This window comes from Brevundimonas sp. (assembly GCF_032055285.1).
In the GTDB taxonomy this organism is placed as follows: Bacteria; Pseudomonadota; Alphaproteobacteria; order Caulobacterales; family Caulobacteraceae; genus Brevundimonas.
This window is the reverse complement of record NZ_DAMBRE010000001.1, coordinates 645,142-660,963: the sequence shown is the minus strand read 5'-3', so window position 1 is coordinate 660,963 and position 15,822 is coordinate 645,142. Positions and strand designations below refer to the sequence as shown.

16 protein-coding genes are annotated in these 15,822 nt (G+C 68.3%); 9 read left to right on the top strand and 7 right to left on the bottom strand.

The window, feature by feature from the left end; genetic code table 11:
* Positions 1 to 20: 20 nt before the first annotated feature.
* From RTY13_RS03330 to RTY13_RS03315, 4 genes are read left to right on the top strand one after another with little or no spacing between them, the layout of a single operon-like run.
* Entirely contained in the window at positions 21 to 1,463 is a 1,443-nt protein-coding gene (locus RTY13_RS03330; RefSeq protein ID WP_312781114.1) for an aldehyde dehydrogenase family protein, read from the top strand.
* 5 nt (positions 1,464 to 1,468) lie between these two features.
* Positions 1,469 to 2,338, top strand: a complete 870-nt coding sequence (locus RTY13_RS03325) for an SMP-30/gluconolactonase/LRE family protein (protein WP_312781113.1) — start codon at positions 1,469 to 1,471, stop codon at positions 2,336 to 2,338.
* On the top strand, positions 2,335 to 3,192 hold the full coding sequence (locus tag RTY13_RS03320) for an aldose 1-epimerase (RefSeq protein ID WP_312781111.1): 858 nt from the start codon (positions 2,335 to 2,337) through the stop codon (positions 3,190 to 3,192). The genes RTY13_RS03325 and RTY13_RS03320 overlap by 4 nt, the downstream gene beginning before the upstream one ends.
* 1 nt (position 3,193) lies before the next feature.
* A complete protein-coding gene (locus tag RTY13_RS03315; RefSeq protein ID WP_312781110.1) occupies positions 3,194 to 4,045 on the top strand; it encodes a rhamnogalacturonan acetylesterase in 852 nt (283 codons plus the stop codon).
* Here RTY13_RS03315 and RTY13_RS03310 read toward each other — a convergent pair.
* Positions 4,042 to 5,838, bottom strand: coding sequence for an IlvD/Edd family dehydratase (locus RTY13_RS03310; RefSeq protein WP_312781781.1), 1,797 nt, complete (start codon positions 5,836 to 5,838; stop codon positions 4,042 to 4,044). The genes RTY13_RS03315 and RTY13_RS03310 overlap by 4 nt on opposite strands.
* 114 nt (positions 5,839 to 5,952) lie before the next feature.
* Here RTY13_RS03310 and RTY13_RS03305 point away from each other — a divergent pair, with 114 nt between their 5' ends.
* Entirely contained in the window at positions 5,953 to 6,708 is a 756-nt protein-coding gene (locus tag RTY13_RS03305) for a FadR/GntR family transcriptional regulator (protein WP_312781108.1), read from the top strand.
* A 755-nt stretch (positions 6,709 to 7,463) separates the two neighbouring features.
* A complete protein-coding gene (locus tag RTY13_RS03300) occupies positions 7,464 to 8,003 on the top strand; it encodes a helix-turn-helix transcriptional regulator (protein ID WP_312781107.1) in 540 nt (179 codons plus the stop codon).
* A gap of 13 nt (positions 8,004 to 8,016) precedes the next feature.
* On the opposite strand, the gene RTY13_RS03295 is transcribed toward RTY13_RS03300, so the two are convergent.
* Positions 8,017 to 8,301, bottom strand: a complete 285-nt coding sequence (locus tag RTY13_RS03295) for a hypothetical protein (protein ID WP_312781106.1) — start codon at positions 8,299 to 8,301, stop codon at positions 8,017 to 8,019.
* A gap of 90 nt (positions 8,302 to 8,391) precedes the next feature.
* A complete protein-coding gene (locus tag RTY13_RS03290) occupies positions 8,392 to 8,913 on the bottom strand; it encodes a hypothetical protein (RefSeq protein WP_312781104.1) in 522 nt (173 codons plus the stop codon).
* Between the two features lie 148 nt (positions 8,914 to 9,061).
* Between RTY13_RS03290 and RTY13_RS03285 the strand changes: the two genes are divergently transcribed.
* Both RTY13_RS03285 and RTY13_RS03280 read left to right on the top strand, forming a co-directional pair.
* On the top strand, positions 9,062 to 10,264 hold the full coding sequence (locus RTY13_RS03285; RefSeq protein WP_312781103.1) for a threonine ammonia-lyase: 1,203 nt from the start codon (positions 9,062 to 9,064) through the stop codon (positions 10,262 to 10,264).
* On the top strand, positions 10,245 to 10,787 hold the full coding sequence (locus RTY13_RS03280) for an FKBP-type peptidyl-prolyl cis-trans isomerase (protein ID WP_312781102.1): 543 nt from the start codon (positions 10,245 to 10,247) through the stop codon (positions 10,785 to 10,787). Before RTY13_RS03285 ends, RTY13_RS03280 begins: the two co-directional genes overlap by 20 nt.
* 121 nt (positions 10,788 to 10,908) lie before the next feature.
* Here the strand turns inward: RTY13_RS03280 and queG are convergent, their stop codons facing one another.
* From queG to RTY13_RS03265, 3 genes are read right to left on the bottom strand one after another with little or no spacing between them, the layout of a single operon-like run.
* Positions 10,909 to 12,048 (bottom strand): tRNA epoxyqueuosine(34) reductase QueG, encoded by a 1,140-nt coding sequence (queG, locus tag RTY13_RS03275; protein ID WP_312781100.1) that lies wholly within the window; start codon positions 12,046 to 12,048, stop codon positions 10,909 to 10,911.
* Positions 12,049 to 12,073: 25 nt separating this feature from the next.
* Positions 12,074 to 12,760, bottom strand: coding sequence for a glutathione S-transferase family protein (locus tag RTY13_RS03270; protein WP_312781098.1), 687 nt, complete (start codon positions 12,758 to 12,760; stop codon positions 12,074 to 12,076).
* A gap of 60 nt (positions 12,761 to 12,820) precedes the next feature.
* Positions 12,821 to 13,774, bottom strand: a complete 954-nt coding sequence (locus RTY13_RS03265; RefSeq protein ID WP_312781097.1) for a cation diffusion facilitator family transporter — start codon at positions 13,772 to 13,774, stop codon at positions 12,821 to 12,823.
* A 115-nt stretch (positions 13,775 to 13,889) separates the two neighbouring features.
* Between RTY13_RS03265 and RTY13_RS03260 the strand changes: the two genes are divergently transcribed.
* Complete coding sequence (locus tag RTY13_RS03260; protein ID WP_312781095.1) at positions 13,890 to 14,696, top strand: undecaprenyl-diphosphate phosphatase; 807 nt, start codon at positions 13,890 to 13,892, stop codon at positions 14,694 to 14,696.
* A gap of 72 nt (positions 14,697 to 14,768) precedes the next feature.
* Here the strand turns inward: RTY13_RS03260 and RTY13_RS03255 are convergent, their stop codons facing one another.
* Complete coding sequence (locus RTY13_RS03255; protein WP_312781094.1) at positions 14,769 to 15,743, bottom strand: complex I NDUFA9 subunit family protein; 975 nt, start codon at positions 15,741 to 15,743, stop codon at positions 14,769 to 14,771.
* Positions 15,744 to 15,822 lie beyond the last annotated feature (79 nt).

The following is a 15,822-nucleotide window of genomic DNA, read 5'->3' as shown; positions in this document are numbered from 1 at the left end:
CTCAATGAAAGGACCTTCCCATGACGGACACGCTTGAGCTTTCGCACTGGATCGGCGGCGAGAAGGTGGGCGGGGATCTGTCGGGCGAGAGCCTGAATCCGTCCGACACGCGCGACGTCGTCGCCCGCACGCCCAAGGGCGGGGCGGCCGAGGTGGATCAGGCGGTCCAGGCCGCACGCGCCGCCTTCCCGGCTTGGGCCGACGCCTCGCCGGAGGCGCGCTTCGACGTGCTGGACCGGGCCGGGTCCCTGCTGATGGAACGCGCCCCCCAGATCGGCCGCCTGCTGTCGCGCGAGGAGGGCAAGACCCTGCCCGAGGGCATCGGCGAGACCATGCGCGCCGCCCGCATCCTGAAATATTTCGCCGGCGAGGCCCTGAGGGTTCACGGCCAGAACCTGGCCTCGACCCGTCCGGGGGTGGAGATCCAGACCTATCGCCAGCCGGTCGGGGTCTTCGGCCTGATCACGCCGTGGAACTTCCCCATCGCCATCCCGGCGTGGAAGATCGCCCCGGCCATCGCCTTCGGAAACACGGTCGTCATCAAGCCCGCCGGCCCGACCCCCGCGACGGCCGAGGCCCTGATCGCCATCCTGCATGAGGCGGGCCTGCCCAGGGGCGTGGTCAACATGGTCATCGGCGACGGCGACGTGGGCCGCGCCATCGTCGCCCATCCGGGCATTGACGGCATCAGCTTCACCGGCTCGCAGGGCGTCGGCGCCGGCGTGGCCGAGGGCGCGATCAAGCGTCAGGCGCGGGTGCAGCTGGAAATGGGCGGCAAGAACCCGCTGATCGTTCTCGACGACGCCGATCTGGACCGGGCGGTCAACATCGCCCTGGACGGCAGCTTCTTCGCCACCGGCCAGCGTTGCACGGCGTCGAGCCGCCTGATCGTGCAGGACGGCATTCATGATCGCTTCGTCGCCCTGCTGGCCGAGAAGGTGGCGGCGCTTCGCGTCGGCGACGCGCTTGATCCCAACACCCAGATGGGCCCGGCGGTGACCGAGGCCCAGCGCGACGTCTCCTACAACTACATTGACATCGCTCGCGACGGCGGCGGTCGCATTGTCACCGGCGGCGATCGTCTGAAGCTCGACAAGCCGGGCTGGTACGTCCAGCCGACCCTGATCGCCGACACCCTGCCGGACGCGCGCATCAATACCGAGGAAGTCTTCGGCCCCGTCGCCTCGACCATCCGCGTGGCCAGCTACGAGGAAGCCCTGGCCGTGGCCAACGGCGTCGAGTTCGGCCTGTCGGCGGGCATCGTCACCCAGTCGCTGAAACACGCCCGCGACTTCCAGAGGAACGCGCGCGCCGGCATGACCATGGTCAACCTGGCCACCGCCGGCGTCGACTATCACGTCCCCTTCGGCGGCACGAAGAAGTCCTCCTACGGCCCCCGCGAACAGGGCTTCGCCGCCGTCGAATTCTACACCCAGATCAAGACCAGCTACTCGGCGGGCTGATGGCCATGACCACGCCGACCCTCGTCTGGGATGTTCAGGCCGAACTGGGCGAGGGGCCGGTGTGGGATGCGGCACGCGCCTGCCTGTGGTTCGTCGACATCAAGGGGCGGCGGCTGCATCGCTATACGCCCGCGCCTGAAGACCCCAGGACCGGCGACAAGGCGTCGTGGGGCGCGCCGGATCAGATCGGTTTTGCGCTTCCGGCCGAGGACGGCTCGCTGATCTGCGGCGTGCGCGGTGGCCTCTATCGTTTCGACGTGGACATGGGCGACTTCTCCCTGTTCCAGCCGATCGAGACGGACCGCCCGCAGAACCGGTTGAACGACGGCTTCGTCGCCCCCGACGGCGCCCTGTGGTTCGGATCGATGGACGACAGCGAACAGGGACGGAGCGGCGCCCTCTATCGCTGGTTCCGGGGCGAACTGACCCGCCACGACGACGGCTACGGGGTCACCAACGGGCCCTGCCTCAGCCCCGACGGACGGACCCTCTATCATCACGACACGCTGGAGAAGACGGTGCTGGCCTTCGATCATGAGGATGGGGTTCTGTCGAACCGGCGCATCTTCGCCGTGACCGAGGACGGCTATTGTGACGGACCAAGCATGGACGCCGATGGGGTGCTGCACGTCGGCCTGTTCAACGGCTGGGGCGTGGCGCGGCTTGCCCCCGGCGGCCAGCGTCTGGGCACGATCCCTTTTCCCGTCCAGACGGTGACCAAGGCGGCCTTCGGCGGGGCGGACGGGCGCGACCTCTATTGCACCACAGCCTGGCTGGGGAACGCCGACAAGCGCGCGGCGCAGCCGACGCTGGGCGGCCTCTATCATCTGCGGGTCGAGACGCCCGGCCTGCCGCAACACCGGATCGCGTTGTGAGGATCGAACGCGGCGACTGGACCTTGTGCCTGCGCCCTGATCTCGGGGCCTCGATGACGTCTCTGACCTGGCGCGGACGCGACGTGCTGCGGCCGGCGCCGGAAAACCTCGACAGTCCGCTGGCCGCGTCCAGCTTCCCGTTGGCGCCCTACGCCAACCGTATCGACGGCGGCGCCTTCGCCTTTGAGGGAAGGGCGGTGCGCCTGCCCGCCACGCCGGGGTTCGCGCCCCACGCCCTGCACGGCGTCGGCTGGCGCGCGCGGTGGAACGTGCTGCGCGTCCACGGCGGGAGGGTTGATCTGGTCCTGGCCGCCGAGGCCGGGGCGGAATGGCCCTGGGCCTGGACGGCCTCGCACCGGCTGGCTTTGACCGAGGACGGGCTGGAGATGAGCCTGAGCCTCGCCAACGAGGACGCCGCCCCGATGCCCGCCGGGCTCGGCCTGCATCCCTATTTCGCTGTCGATCCCGCGACGCGGCTGCGGCTGTCGGCGCCGAAGGTCTGGCTGACGGATGCGCGCGAAATCCCGGAGCGGCTGGCGGACGCCGCCGACCTCATCGACTGGAGCGAGGCCGTGGCCGTGGCCGAGGCGCCCTTCGTCGATCACGCCTACGCCGAGTGGGATGGGCGCGCGGCGCTGCTTCACGACGGCTGGCGGGTCGATATGACCGCCTCGCCGAACGCCCGCTGGGCCCAGGTCTATGCGCCGCGCGGCGAGGGCTTCGTCTGCGTCGAGCCCGTAACCCATCGTCCCGATGCCCATAACGCCCCGGCGGGCGAGGAGAGCGGCCTGACCGTGCTGGCGCCCGGCGGCGTCCTGACCCTGACCGCCCGCATCACCGCTTCGGAGACCTGAAATGATCGCCGCCCTGACCGCAGCCCTGAGCCTCGCCGCCGTGCAGACCCCTACGGCCGAAGCACCGCCTGTCCAGCCGATCCGCGCGTCGAAGATCATCCTGGTGGGGGATTCCACCACGGCGGTCGTCGGTGGCTGGGGGCCAAGCTTCTGCGCCTATCATGTCACTTCGTTTGCGGCCTGCGTGAACCTGGCGCGCGGCGGGCGCAGTTCGGGCAGCTATATCGCCGAAGGGTCGTGGGACCTGGCCCTGTCCGAGATGGCGACGCCGGGGTTTACGGCGACCTACGTCCTGATCCAGTTCGGTCACAACGACCAGCCGGGCAAGCCGGGGCGCTCGACCGATCTGGCGACCGAGTTTCCCGCCAATCTGAAACGCTACGTCGCCGAGACGCGGGCGCGCGGCGCGACGCCTGTCCTGCTGACGCCCCTGGTCCGTCGCCAGTTCGTCGATGGGCGCCTGCAGAACGATCTGGAGCCCTGGGCCGAGGCGGTGCGGGCCGTGGCGGCCGAGACCAATACGCCTCTCGTCGATCTGAACCGCGCCAGCGCCGAGACGGTTCAGGCGCTCGGTCCGGCCATGTCGGCCCGCTTCGCTCAGGCCGCGCCGTCGCCCGAAGTCGCCGCGGCCCTGCTGACCGGCACGACCATCGCCTCCAGCACCGGAGTTCCCGTCGCGCCGGGCGCGCCCGCTGCGGCCCAGAACAATGCGGCGGTCGAGCCGCTGGGCCAGGCGCGCGTCGCGTTCGACTACACCCATGTCGGGCGCGAGGGCGCGGACTTCTTCGCCGCCCTGGTGACCCGCGACCTGATCGCGGCGGCGCCCTCGATGCGGCGGCTGCTCATTCCCTAGTGGTTGTCACGGGGCAGGCCCAGGGTGTCGACGATGCGGTGATACTTGACGGCGGGCTCCAGCACGGCGCCCGTCTCAAGCTCGCCGATCATGCCGCGCTGGAACTCCTGCCAGGGGGTCTGCGACGCCGGATACTGGTAGCCCCCGGCGGCCTCGAAGGCGGCGCGGCGTGCGGCCATCTCGGTCTCGTCGATCAGAACGTCGACGCGGCGCGTATTCAGGTCGATGCGCATCCGGTCGCCGGTCTTCAGCAGGGCGATGTTCCCGCCGGTCGCCGCCTCGGGCGAGGCGTTCAGGATCGAGGGCGAACCCGAGGTGCCGGACTGGCGCCCGTCGCCGATGCAGGGCAGGGCGTGGACGCCCTGTTTGATCAGATAGGCGGGCGGCCGCATGTTGACGACCTCGGCCGCGCCCGGGTGGCCGACGGGACCGGCGCCGCGCATCACCAGGATGCTGTCGGGGGTGATGCCTTCGGCCGGATCATCGATGCGGTGATGATAATCCTCGGGGCCGTCGAAGACGACGACATCGCCGGTGAAGGCGTCGGGGCTGGCCGGATCGGACAGATAGCGGTCGCGGAACTCGGGGCTGATGACGCTGGTCTTCATGATGGCGCTGTCGAAGACATTGCCCGACAGGACCAGGAAGCCCGCGTCGTTCACCAGGGCCGTGTCGAAGTCGCGGATGACGTCGGGCAGGACGACGTCGGCGTCCCGGCAGTTGTCGCCGATGGTGCGGCCGTTGACCGTCAGGGCGTCCTGGTGGATCTGGCCGCGGCGCATCAGTTCGGCCACCACGGCGGGGACGCCGCCGGCCTGATGAAAGTCCTCGCCCAGATACTTGCCGGCGGGCTGCAGGTTCACCAACAGGGGCGTCTTGTGGCCGATCTCCTCCCAGGCCTGTAGCGGCAGGTCGACGCCCGCGTGGCGCGCCAGGGCGGTCAGGTGGATCGGGGCGTTGGTCGAGCCGCCGATGGCCGAGTTGACGACGATGGCGTTTTCGAACGCCTCGCGGGTCAGGATGTCGGATGGCTTCAGGTCCTCATGGACCATGTCGACGATGCGCTTGCCGGTCAGGTAGGCGACCTGGGGCCGTTCACGATAGGGGGCGGGGATGGCCGCCGAACCGGGCAGGGACATGCCCAGGGCCTCGGCCAGCGAGTTCATCGTCGTCGCCGTCCCCATGGTGTTGCAATAGCCGACCGAGGGCGCCGAGGTGGCGACCAGATCGATGAATTCCTCATAGCCGATCTCGCCCGCCGCCATCATCTCGCGGGCCTTCCAGATGATGGTGCCCGAGCCGACGCGCTCGCCCTTGTGCCAGCCGTTCAGCATGGGGCCGACCGACAGGGCGATGGCGGGAATGTCCACGGTCGCCGCCGCCATCAGGCAGGCGGGCGTGGTCTTGTCGCAACCGATGGTCAGGACCACCCCGTCGATCGGATAGCCGTACAGCAGCTCGACCAGACCCATGTAGGCCAGGTTGCGGTCCAACCCGGCGGTCGGGCGCTTGCCGGTTTCCTGAATGGGGTGGACCGGGAATTCCAGGGCGACGCCGCCCGCCTCGCGGATGCCTTCGCGCACCCGCTTGGCCAGTTCGAGGTGGTGGCGGTTGCAGGGGCTGAGGTCCGACCCCGTCTGGGCGATGCCGATGATCGGCTTGCCCGAGCGCAACTCCTCCAGCGTCAGCCCGTAGTTCAGATACCGCTCCAGATAGAGGGCCGTCATGTCGGGGTTGGACGGATTGTCGAACCAGGCGCGGCTGCGCAGCGGCTTGGGCGAAGACTGGGTCATGGGGCGCGGCAGGCTGAACGTCGTCGAAGGTTGGCGACGCATTGTGAATATCATAATACTAATGATTGGCCAGCGCCTTTGCGCCGAAACGACCAGACCGCTAGAGGAACAGACATGGATATGTCCTCGCCTGCTTCTTCGCCCGCTTCGACCCGTGCGAGCGGTCACGTGGTCTCGGCTCACGACCAGATCGTGCGCGCCCTGGCGCAGGACATCCTGACGGGCGCCCTGGAGCCCGGCGACAAGCTGCCGCTGGAAGCGGATCTGCTGGAACGGTTCGGCGTATCGCGCACCGCCTTGCGCGAGGCGCTCAAGACCCTGTCGGCCAAGGGGTTCCTGAACGTGAAGACCCGGGTCGGCACGCGGGTCAGCGACAGCGTCCACTGGAACTTCTTCGACAAGGAGGTTTTGACCTGGCGCGTCGCCATCGGCATGGACGCCCAGTTCCGACAACACCTGGCCGAGGTCAGGCGCAGCCTGGAGCCGACGGCCGCCTCCCTGGCCGCGCGCCACCGCACCGAGGCGGACCTCGCCGCCATGCGCGCAGCGCTCGACTGGATGCGTCGCGAGGCGGCGTCAGCCCATGAGTTCGCTCGCGCCGACCTGGCTCTGCATCTGGCCATCGGCGCGGCCTCGCAGAACCCGATGATCCGCTCGGTGGCGGGGGTGATCGAAACGGCCTTGCTGGAAGCCTTCACGCTCAGCCCGCCGACCCAGGCGCCGGCTCTGCATCATGAAACGGTCGAGGCTCACGCCCGGATCGTTGAACGGATCGCCGCGCGAGATGAGGCGGGCGCCGCCCAGGCCATGCTCGCTGTCATCGACGCGGGTTATCAGCGAGTGGAAGCGGAGCAGTCGTCCGCGGGATGAGGCAGGCCTGGCGCTCCGGCGACGACTCCGGTCGTGCGGAACGCTGGGGGGCGTGCTGTTCCGCGTCGAGGCCGTCGCGCCGAAGCGCCCATGTTTGAGCGACGACGAAGTGTCGCCGCCCGGCCCGCCCTTTGACGTGTCGATCCCGCAAATGCGGTGGTGGCGATCGAGGCGTCGGGGTCTGAAAGGGCGCTGCGTCGCACGCGAATGCGGGAGGCAGGCTGCGCTCCCTTGGCTCTGCGGGCGAGGGCTGGAACGAATTTTCCGAGATGCCGAGAGCCCTTCTACTTTTGGCGGTCAAGCGTGGCTGGAGGCGACTCTAGAAAAAATCATTAAAACTCAATGTTTTGATCTGTTAACCTTCTATTAGTAATCGATATTTCACTTCGTTTTGACGAAATCGCCTGTCAATTACAGTATTGATTGAGTCAATGCGTCGGTGACGTGCGGGTCTTTCTGTTCTTAACGCTACAATATTATAAAACCTTCAATTGAAATATCACCAATCTGTGGGGTGTCTTTGGGAATATTTTGAGGTATGTTGAAATTTGTCAGGAATACGGCGTTGCGTCAGTGGTGGTGCGACAACCGGTCGGACGGGGGCGACCAGAACTTGGAGCGTCGGTGTGAGGCAGGGTTCTGTAGAGTTTGGGCGCGCCCCGAGTGCGCCGCAGGAGCCGTTCTGGTTCGCGGTTGATCGCCGCGCTGCGCGTGATCGGCGGAGTGCGTCGGCGCTCGAGGCGGACGCCAACGAGATGTGCGGTCGCGCCTTGGCCAACTGGATCGATGGCGAGCGACGCGCGCGGTTGATCGTCACGCGCGATCTGGACGTCCTTTGGATGAATGAAGCGGCGCGGGTCATGCGCGACGACGGCGATGCGTTTGAGGTGATCGATGGCCGACTGGCGCCGCGTTCGCCGATCGTCGCCAGCCTGGTCTGCGGGGCTCGACCAGAGGACGCAGCCTGCTCGGTGGTGCCGGGCGAAGGCGGGCGTCATTGGGTGGCCTGGGCGCGCGAAGTCTGCGCTCCCCCCAAGGCGCTGATCGGATTGACCTTGCAACGAGCGCGTGGCGAAGTCCGTTTTCAGGCCCTGATCGAGAACCACCTTCTGACGCCTTCCGAAGGACGGATCGTCGAGATGCTGCTGGCCGGGGCGGAGACGGGCCGGATCGCTCAGGCGCTGGACATCTCGATCGAGACCCTGCGCACCCATCTGAAGCACGCCTATCAGAAGTTGGGCGTGCGCAGTCGCGGCGAATTGTTCGCCGAGGCCTTGAGCTTTGTCGGCCCTTGAGGGGCGATCGATCTTAAGCGGCTGGAGACGAAACGCCGACGACAGCAGGCGTCGGCGTGACAGCTGTCGGCGCAGGTGCAGGAGCCGAGACCTCGGCGGCGTCGGCCTGGACCAGCAGGGGGCCGAGCGCAAAGGCCGCCGCCGCTGCGCCAGCCGAGAGCGCCAGAACCGCAACCACGGCATAGGCCGCAAGCGAGCGCGAACGGCGCCGCCGGAATCCGCCGGACTTGACGCCGCGAATGATGACGAAGGGCCCCTTGGTGAAGGCCTCTGAGCCGATGATGTTGTGCTGGGACAAGAACGCGCTCCCCGACTGTCCAGGAGTGGATCAGTTCACAGAGCGGCCCGATAAGGCCAAAGGATGGCGAACGCCGGTCCCCTGGTCGGTTTAACTTCCGAGGGTGACGCTGACCATGCGCCCGCCGCGCGTCTGGACGCGCTTCATCACCACCATGATGTCGTCTCCCGCCTTGACCGGCGAGATCAGGAACCAGCTGCCGTCCGGCAGGCCGGTGAAGCGGAAGGCGTCGGCGGCGCAGGGCTGGGCGCGTTCGAACGAGCGATAGTCGGCGCCCTGTTCTCCGGCCGAGCGGGCGCGCACCACGGCGGCTGGCACGGCTGCGCGCTCGGTCGAGCCATAGAGGCGCTGCATGCGGGCGCGGGTGTAGCCGGTGTCGGGGATCAGGCCGACATTGCCGACGCAATGGAAACTCTTGCCGTCCTGGGCGAAGGCGACCCGGCCCTCGATCGAGGCCTGGCCCGCACGGGCCGACCAGGCAAAGGCGTCGGCGCTGAACTCGGTCGAACCGGCGCCGGTCGCGCCGCCCATCGGCGTGGTGGCGCAGGCGCCGAGCGCCAGGGCGCCGGCCAGAACGGCGGCGAGGGCGAGGGAAGGGCGACGGATCGACATGGAGGGGGCTCCCGGAACGCGTTTCAAGCTCCACGGGAATGACGCCCGAAGGCGAGACGAGTCAAGGTTGCCCGGCGTCGCGGCCTGGGCCAAAAGGGCGCCGGAGACCGGACGCAGAGACCGGCCGAGAAACGTTTTCAGGGGCTTCATGACCGTCACCATCGACGACATCCGCGCGGCGCAGTCACGCATCGCCGGTCAGGTCGACCGCACCCCCGTCCGCTATTCCCGCCGCCTGTCCCAGCTGACCGGCGCCGAGATCTGGATCAAGTACGACAACCTGCACTTCACCGGCAGCTTCAAGGAGCGTGGCGCCCTTAACCGGCTGCTGCAGCTGACGCCGGAAGAAATGAAGCGCGGCGTCGTCGCCGCCTCGGCGGGCAACCACGCCCAGGCCCTGGCCTATCACGGCGGCCGCCTCGGCGTGCCCGTGACCATCGTCATGCCTGAGGGCACTCCCTTCGTGAAGGTGGACGGCACCCGCGCCCACGGCGCTAATGTGGTCATCCACGGCCTCGACTTCTCCGGCTCGACCGAGGAGGCCAGGCGGCTTCAGGCCGAGCATGGCTATGTCTTCGTCTCGGCCTTCGACGACGAGGGCATCGTGGCGGGTCAGGGCGTCTGCGGGCTGGAGTTCGTCGAGGATGCGCCGGATCTGGACGCCCTTATCATTCCCATCGGCGGCGGCGGCCTGATCGCGGGCAGCGCCATCGCCGCCAAGGCGATGAAGCCGGACATCAAGGTCTTCGGCGTCGAGGCCGCGCGCTATCCCTCCTTCACCGCTCGCCGGCGCGGCGAACCGGCCAAATGCAGCGGGCAAACCATCGCCGAAGGCATCGCCATCAAGGCCGTGGGGGAGATCCCCTTCAAGCTGGCCGACAGCCTGATCGACGAGGTCTTCGTCTGCGAAGAGGCCGATTTCGAAAAGGGCGTGGCCCTGCTGGCGACTCTGGAGAAGACGGTGGCCGAGGGCGCCGGGGCCGGCGGTCTGGCCGCCATTCTGGCGAACCCGGAGCGCTTCAAGGGCATGAAGGTCGGCATCGAACTGACCGGCGGCAATATCGACGCCCGCATGCTGGCCGTGGTGCTGAACCGCGAAATGGTTCGCGAGAAGCGCCTGATCGTCTATCGCATTCTGGGTGACGACCGCCCGGGCATGCTGTCGGCAATGGCCGCCGTGATCGGCGGACTGGGCGGCAACATCATCGACGTCGTGCACAACCGGCTGGCGCTGGACGTGCCGGCCAAGGGGGCGGAGTTCGACATCATGGTTGAGACCCGCGACGCCCGACATGCCGAGGAAATCGGCGAAGCCCTCAAGGAACGTGGCTATGAACTTCGCATGGGCTAGGCCCGCACTGATCGCGGCATCCGCCGCCATCCTGTTGGCGGTCGCCGCCTGCAACCGCCAGCCCGCCATGTCCGGCGCGGATCTGGCGAAGAACGCGGAAGAAGCCGCCGCCTTCATGAAGACCAACGCCTCGGCGGAAGGGGTGCAGACCCTGCCGTCAGGCCTGCAGTACAAGGTGGTCGCCAGCGGCCCGGCGGGCGGTGTCCATCCTGACCGCAACGATCTGGTGCGTGTCGACTACGAGGGCAGCCTGACTGACGGCACGGTGTTCGACAGTTCCTTCAAGCGCGGCGCTCCGGCGGTCTTCTCGCCCGAGGGCGTGGTGCCCGGCTGGACCGAGGCCCTGCAACTGATGAAACCCGGCGACGAATGGGTCCTCTATCTGCCGCCCGAGCTGGGCTATGGCGAAGCGGGCGGCCCGCCGATGATTCCGGGCAACGCCGTCCTGGTGTTCCGGCTGAAGCTGCTTGACGTGGCCCAGGTGCCGGGCGGCGGACGCGGCGTGGGCTCGGCGGACGTCTGACGTTTCTTCCTCCCCTTCATGGGGAGGGTGGTCGCGTAGCGACCGGGTGGGGAGGACGTGGCAATATGGAGCGCTGTGTCTGATTTGCTGAAACGCCCCCACCCGGCTTCACCTTTCAGGCTCAGCCACCCTCCCCATGAAGGGGAGGGAGAGGCGTGCGCCACTCCGCTCTAACCGTTTCGTCCTTTTCCCCCGCCAGCCGCCTCTCGCGCAGGGCTTCGAACCGCTCGCCATCCAGCCGCGACAGGGCCCAGACCGCCGCCCCGCGCACCACAGGCGTCGGGTCGTCCAGCAGGGCCTCGACCGGGGCGATCAACGCGGCGTCACAGGAGTTCCCCGCCGCATAGAGCACATTGCGAATGAACCGGTCCCGCCCGATGCGCTTGACCGGGCTCTTGGTGAACAGGGCGCGAAACGCCGGATCGTCCAGCGCCAGCAGGTCCGCCAGCCTCGGTCCCTTCAGGGCGTCGCGGGCGTGCAGACGGGCCTCGGACGCCCCTTGCGCGAACTTGTTCCACGGACAGGCGCCCAGACAGTCGTCGCAGCCGTAGATGCGCGGTCCCGCCGCGATGCGGAACTCGACCGGCCAAGGGTCGGCGAACTCGATCGTGAGGTAGGACAGGCAGCGCCGCGCATCGATCTGGAAGGGCGCGGGAAAGGCGTTCGTCGGGCAGGCGTCCAGACAGGCGGTGCAGCGGCCGCAGTGTTCGGTCTCGGCTTCGTCAGCCTCGATCTCGGCGGCGGTCAGGATGACGCCGAGGAAGAGCCAGTTGCCGTGGGTGCGGCTCAGCAGATTGGTGTGCTTGCCCTGCCAGCCCAGACCGGCGCGCTGGGCCAAGGGCTTTTCCATCAGGGGGGCGGTGTCGACGAAGACCTTCACGTCCTGCCCCAGCCGCGCCGCCATCTGACCGGCCAGGATCTTCAGCCGACCCTTGATGACCTCGTGATAGTCGTCGCCGCGCGCATAGACCGAGATATAGCCCGCCGACTTGTCCGCTAACTCCGGCAGGGGATCGGCCTCGGGGCCGTAGTTCATGCCCAGGACGATGGCGGTCCTGGCCCCGTCCCACATGGCGGTGGGGTGGGCGCGGCGCTCCAGCGTTGTCTCCATCCAGCCCATGTCGCCGTGCCGCCCGGCCTCGACGAAGTGGGCCAGCTTCTCGCCCGCGCTCCACGGCGCGCTGGCCGAGGCGAAGCGGCACACGCCGAAGCCCAGTTCGGCGGCGCGCTGTCGGATGAAGATGCGGGGATCGGCCGCCATGACGGGGCCTTTGCCTCTGTTAGCCTCAGAAGTCGAGGTCGGCGTACCAGGTCGCCGGATGGACGCCGGGGAAACGATCGCTCAGCAGCGTGCGGAAGCAGGGCCGCGACTTCAGTTTGGAGTACCAGGTCTTCAGCGACGGATAGGAGGCCCAGGTGATCTCGCCGAAATAGTCCAGCACCGACAGGTGGCCGGCAGCGATCAGATCGGCCTGGCTGAGCCGACGCCCGGCCAGCCATTCACGCCCGGCGGCCAGAGCTTCCAGCATGGCCAGATGAACGCGCAGGGCGTCGCGGCCTTCGCGCAGCATCCGCGCCTCGGGCGGGCCCAGCCGCAGCAGGGGCTTTTCCATCCGCTCGTGCAGCAGGACGGCGTCCACCTCGTCGATGAAACGGCGGTTGAACCAGGTCGCCAGCCGTCGCGCCTCGGCGCGTTCGGCCAGATCGGCCGGCATCAGGACGTCGCCCTTGGAGCGGTCCTCGATCCAGCCGAGGATGGCGTCGGTCTCGCACAGGGTCAGGACCTTGCCCTTTTCGGCCACGCTTAGGACCGGCGGCATCCCCGAGGGATTCAGGTCGAAGAGGGGGCAGTCCTCTTCCCACGGCTTGACCGGTTCTTCGCCGAAATCGATGCGCGCCTCGCCCAGCGCCAGACGCGCCGTGCGCGAGCCGGGATGGAAGGCGAAATGATAGAGGACGGCGGGCGCGGACATTGCCCTAGTCATGCATCGGCGCTCGTTAAGGCTCCGTTTACCGCGACGCCGCGTCGCAGCCTATGACCAGGGGCCGGGCCGGATCGCCAGCGGCTCGGGCGCGGCGACGGAGGGGGGAGACGCATGGACTTCTGCCCGGCCGCGCGGGTCGGCGTGGATCAGGATGTCGGCGTGGGGGAAGGCGGCCAGGATGCGCTGCTCGGCTTCGACCACGATGGCGTGGGCGGCCTCCAGCGTCAGCTGAGGGTCCAGATCGACATGCATCTGCACCATCAGCACCTGTCCGGCCATGCGGGTGCGCAACTGGTGCAGGCCCGAGATGCGCGGGTCGGCCAGGATGGCGGCGGTGATGGCCACGCGCGCCTCCTCGGGTCCGGCGTGGTCCAGCAGGTGGTCGGCGGACTCGCGCAGCAGCGAGATCGCGCCCCAGAACAGCCAGACCGCCACGACCAGACCCGCCGCCGCGTCCAACCCCGGCGCCTGCAGGAAGGCGCCCGAGATGACGCCGATCAGCACCACCACATTGGCGGCGATGTCCGCGGCATAGTGGGCGCGGTCGCCCGCCACGGCCAGGGAGGCGGTCTTCTTCAGCGCCTGGGTCTGCATCCACACCAGCCACAAGGTGACGGCGATCGAGACCAAGACCACGCCGACGGCCCAGCCGCCTGCGCTGACCGGACGGGGATCGAAGATGCGCTGCACCGCCTCCCAGCCAATGAAGACCGAGGAGGCGAAGATCAGGCCGGCCTGCACCAGACCCGCCAGGGCCTCGGCCTTGCCGTGGCCGTAGCGATGCTCGGGGTCGGCCGGGGCCGCCGCCCAGCGCACGGCGAAGAAGGTGGCCAGAGACGCGATCAGGTCCAGCGCCGAATCCGCCAGGGTCGCCAGGATGGACACCGAGCCCGAGGCGCCCAGGGCAAAGGCCTTCATCACGATCAGAACCACGGCGGTTCCCACCGACAGGGTGGTGATGCGGCGGCTGACTGCGTGGGCGTCGTCGAGGGAGGCTGTCATCCCCGCCCTTGTCGCGCAAAACCGCGCATCCGCCAATGGCGGCGTCTTGTCCGGGGCGCTAAGGAAGGAGCCTGCCCGGGGCGGACGAACCGTCGCCGGTCGAGACGGAGTTTCCATGGCGGACTGGCTGACGGCGATCCTTCTGGGTCTGGTCGAGGGATTGACCGAGTTCATACCGGTGTCCTCCACCGGCCACCTGCTGCTGCTGGGGCATTTCCTCGGCTTTGAAAGCACCGGCAAGACGTTCGAGATCGTCATCCAGCTGGGCGCCCTGCTGGCCATCATCAGCGTTTATTTCAAGCGCCTGTGGCAGCTGGCGACGCGCTGGCCCTTCGATCCGGCGGCCCGGCGCTTCCTGATCGGCCTGCTGGTGGCCTTCCTGCCGGCCGTGGTGATCGGCTTCCTGGCCTACGGCTTCATCAAGACCGTGCTGTTCGAGACGCCGCTGGTCATCTGCATCGCCTTGATCGTCGGCGGGCTGCTGCTGTTGTGGTTGGATCGGGTGGACAAGTTCCCGGTCTATCTGGACGCCGACCGCTATCCGATGCGGATCTATTTCCTGATCGGCCTGTTCCAGTGCCTGGCCATGATCCCCGGCGTGTCGCGTTCGGGCGCCACCATCGCCGGGGGGCTGCTGCTGAAGACCGACAAGCGCTCGGCGGCTGAGTTCAGCTTCTTCCTGGCCCTGCCGACCATGGGGGCGGCGGTGGCCTATGACCTGTTCAAGAACCGCGACGTGCTGGACTTCAGCGACTTCGGCCTGATCGCGGTGGGCTTCGCGGCGGCCTTCCTGACGGCCCTGGTGGTGGTGCGCTTCCTGCTCGACTTCGTGTCCAAGCGCGGCTTCGGCCCCTTCGCTTGGTGGCGCATCATCGTCGGCGTGGCGGGGATCATCGGTCTGGCGGTGACGGGCGCGCTTTAGGCGCTCTACACGGCGGGCAAACAAAAACCCCTCGGGACGCGGGTCCCGAGGGGTTTTTCGTGGGCCGACCGATCAGGCCGCAGCCGGGCTTTCGGCGTATTGCCCGCCGACGCGGTAGCGATAGAGGTAGCCCGGCGCGATGGCTTCCAGACCGGTGGGCTCGACGCCCAGTTCGGCCAGACCCTCGGCGCCCGGCGAGACCAGGTTGTCGCCTTCCAGCAGCAGCACCTGGTCCTTGGTCAGGGCGGGCTTCAGGCCGATCGCCGCCGGGATCTGCGCCAGGGACCCCAGGATGCGGGCGGCGAAGAAGGGCACGGGGACCAGGAAGCGCTCGCGGTTGGTCTCGCGCAGGATGAACTTGAGGATGTCCTTGAAGGTCCAGACCGAGGGTCCGCCCAGTTCGAAGGTCTTGCCCTCGGCCTCGGGCGAGACGGTGACGCGGGCGATGGCCTCGGCCACGTCGCCGACATAGACCGGCTGGAACTTCGTCACGCCGCCGCCGATCAGGGGCAGGGCGGGCGAGAAGGTCGCCATGGCGGCGAACTTGTTCAGGAAGGCGTCTTCCTTGCCGAAGATGATCGACGGGCGGATGATCACGGCGCCGGGGAAGGCGGCGCGCACGGCGGTCTCGGCGGCGCCCTTGGTGCGGGCGTAGGCGGCCTTGCCGTTCACGTCGGCGCCGATGGCCGACATATGGGTCAGGCGTTTGACGCCAGCGGCCTTGGCGGCCTCGGCGACATTGACGGCGCCCTCGACGTGCAGGGCCTCGAACTTGCGGCCGCCGGTCTCGAACAGGATGCCGACCAGGTTGATCACGGCGTCAGCGCCCTTGATCGCCTCGGCCACGGCGGCCTTGTCGGTGATGTCGCAGCGGACGGTCTGGATCTGGCCGACGTCGCCGGCCATGCGCAGTTCATAGGCCAGGGCAGGCTTGCGCACGGCGACGCGCACGCGCCAGCCGCGCTTGGCCAGGGCTCGCACCACCTGGGTTCCGACAAAGCCCGAGCCGCCGAAAACGGTGACCAGTCCGGGGGCGAAATCAGCCATCTGAGCGCTCCAACGCCAAACCCCGGCCGCAACGGGCGACCGGAGGAGAATTCCATGGGCGGGGCTTAACCGATGCGCC